This window comes from Bacteroidota bacterium (assembly GCA_034723125.1).
In the GTDB taxonomy this organism is placed as follows: domain Bacteria; phylum Bacteroidota; class Bacteroidia; order CAILMK01; family JAAYUY01; genus JAYEOP01.
Genome location: JAYEOP010000425.1, coordinates 1 through 2,156 on the forward strand (window position 1 = coordinate 1; position 2,156 = coordinate 2,156).

2 protein-coding genes and 1 tRNA gene are annotated in these 2,156 nt (G+C 29.9%); all 3 read right to left on the reverse strand.

What is annotated here, in order from left to right:
- Positions 1 to 1,024 precede the first annotated feature (1,024 nt).
- Positions 1,025 to 1,096: transfer RNA gene (locus U9R42_11370), tRNA-Arg, on the reverse strand.
- Positions 1,097 to 1,354: 258 nt separating this feature from the next.
- Positions 1,355 to 1,552, reverse strand: a complete 198-nt coding sequence (locus U9R42_11375) for a cold shock domain-containing protein (protein MEA3496625.1) — start codon at positions 1,550 to 1,552, stop codon at positions 1,355 to 1,357.
- Positions 1,553 to 1,577: 25 nt separating this feature from the next.
- Positions 1,578 to 1,838, reverse strand: coding sequence for an RNA-binding protein (locus U9R42_11380; GenBank protein ID MEA3496626.1), 261 nt, complete (start codon positions 1,836 to 1,838; stop codon positions 1,578 to 1,580).
- Between the last annotated feature and the right edge of the window lie 318 nt (positions 1,839 to 2,156).

A 2,156-nucleotide genomic window follows, 5' to 3' on the forward strand; every position in this document is an offset into this window, starting at 1 on the left:
GAATTATGAATAATGAAATTTGTTGACCACAAAAATTGCTTAGCGAAAATATTAACATACGAAATACCCATTAAAAACGTCATTGCGAGGACAAAGGACGAAGCAATCTGTTGAATTGAAGTACGGTGTTTTTTGAGTCTTCTCTAACCCAAAAATCAATTTGTTTGCACCATCCCTAAAGGGAGCAAATTGATTTTCTTTCCTTTAGAGCATGGGCAAAAAAAAATATGTACAAGTGCATATATATTGTTGCGAAAATATCGAATATCGACCACGTTCGCTGTAGCTTTAGCGGTTGCGAAACAAGGAATTATGAATAATGAAATTTGTTAACCACAAAAATTGCTCAGCGAAAAAATTAACATACGAAATGCTCATCAAAACCGTCATTACGAGGACAAAGGACGAAGCAATCTGTTGAATTGAAGTACGGTATTTTTTGAGTCTACTCTAACCCAAAAATCAATTTGTTTGCACCATCCCTAAAGGGAGCAAATTGATTTTTTTTCTCCCTTTTTGAGCAGGGGCAAAAAAAGAAAATAAGGACAAGTGCATGTATATTGTTACGAAAATATTAACATACGAAATACCCATTAAAAACGTCATTGCGAGGACAAAGGACGAAGCAATCTGTTGAATTGAAGTACGGTATTTTTTGAGTTTTCTCTAACCCGAAAAATCAATTTGTTTGCACCATCCCAAAAAAAAGAAAATAGGAACAAATGCATATATATTGTTGCGGAAATATCGAATACCGAACAAAGAATTATGAATAATGAAATTTGCTGACCACAACAGTTGCTTAACGTTATCTTTTTACTTCAAAATTCTTTATTCCTTGTTCATTATTCATTATTAATAAATACTACTCAATTAAATTATGGCTGTGTATATATTAACCGAAAAGTATCCACCTAAAAAAAATAAGGACAAGTGCATACGTTAATGAATCTGTCTTTGACGGACCTAGTCTGTAGCATTAATGTTTTTTACCACAGTATTTGACATAAACCTTTTTTTATTGTAGCCCCAACAGGAATCGAACCTGTATCTATGGTTTAGGAAACCACTATTCTATCCGTTGAACTATGGGGCCAACTAAACTACAAAATTAAAGCAATAATTCTTTAACTAAAAACTTTATTTTTTATATTAATTATTTTTAAAAAATGCAAATCTCTACGGATGCAAAGATATATACTCCTTATTTGCAATACTTTGTGAGAGAATTAAAAAAAATATTGTTTCCTTTGGGTTGGGAAAACCCCAATTCGATTATAATAAATTATTAATAATATAAAAGAATTGGGTGTTATAATTTAGATTAATTTCTAAATGAATTAAATTATGAAATTTATTCCGCTTTTTTTACGTCAACAGCAACAATACCTTTGTCGCCTTGTTTTGTTTCAAATTCAACTTCTTGTCCTTCTTCTAATCCGGCAAACGAGTCAACAAGTCCTGTTCTGTGAACAAATACATCTCCACTATCACTTGTTTGAATAAAGCCAAAACCTTTAACTTCATTATACCATTTTACAGTTCCTTTCATGATTTTTTGTTTAATTGTTATAAATTTAGTTTCTGTTGAAACTTTTTCTTTCTCTAGCCTGATTAACTCTAGCGTTTCTACCTTTGATATCAGTCTCGTTTAAATTCTCAATTGCTTGATTTGCTTCATCGTCATTTTCCATTTCAACAAAACCAAAGCCCTTGCTTCTTCCTGAGTACTTGTCAGTAATAATTTTTGAAGAATTTACTTGTCCAAATTCTTCGAAAACTTCTTTTAATTCATCTTCAGTTATTTCGTAATGAAGATTTCCTACATAAATGTTCATAATGTGTTTGATTGTTAATAATAAAATAATTTTAAAAAGGCAAATTTAAGGCTTATTTAATAAATAGGGTAATAAATAATCTTTTTTTAACTTATTTCCCACATCATTGACTTTAAAAAATTGATTATCCGACTTTTGTATCTCTTACCAAGTTAATAAGTATTTTTATAATTCTATTATTTCTCAGTATTCTATTTAAGGAATGAAGATATTTTGTAAAATTATTTGGAGTTTAACCACCAAAATCATCAAAATGAATATTTTCTTCGTAAACACCAAAGTCATCAAGCATTTTTAAAACAGCTTGATTCATCATTG

Excerpts from the sequence above, each read along its gene's own strand:
- U9R42_11375 (MEA3496625.1), bottom strand. The coding sequence starts at position 1,552 with ATGAAAGGAACTGTAAAATGGTATAATGAAGTTAAAGGTTTTGGCTTT.
- U9R42_11380 (MEA3496626.1), bottom strand. The coding sequence starts at position 1,838 with ATGAACATTTATGTAGGAAATCTTCATTACGAAATAACTGAAGATGAA.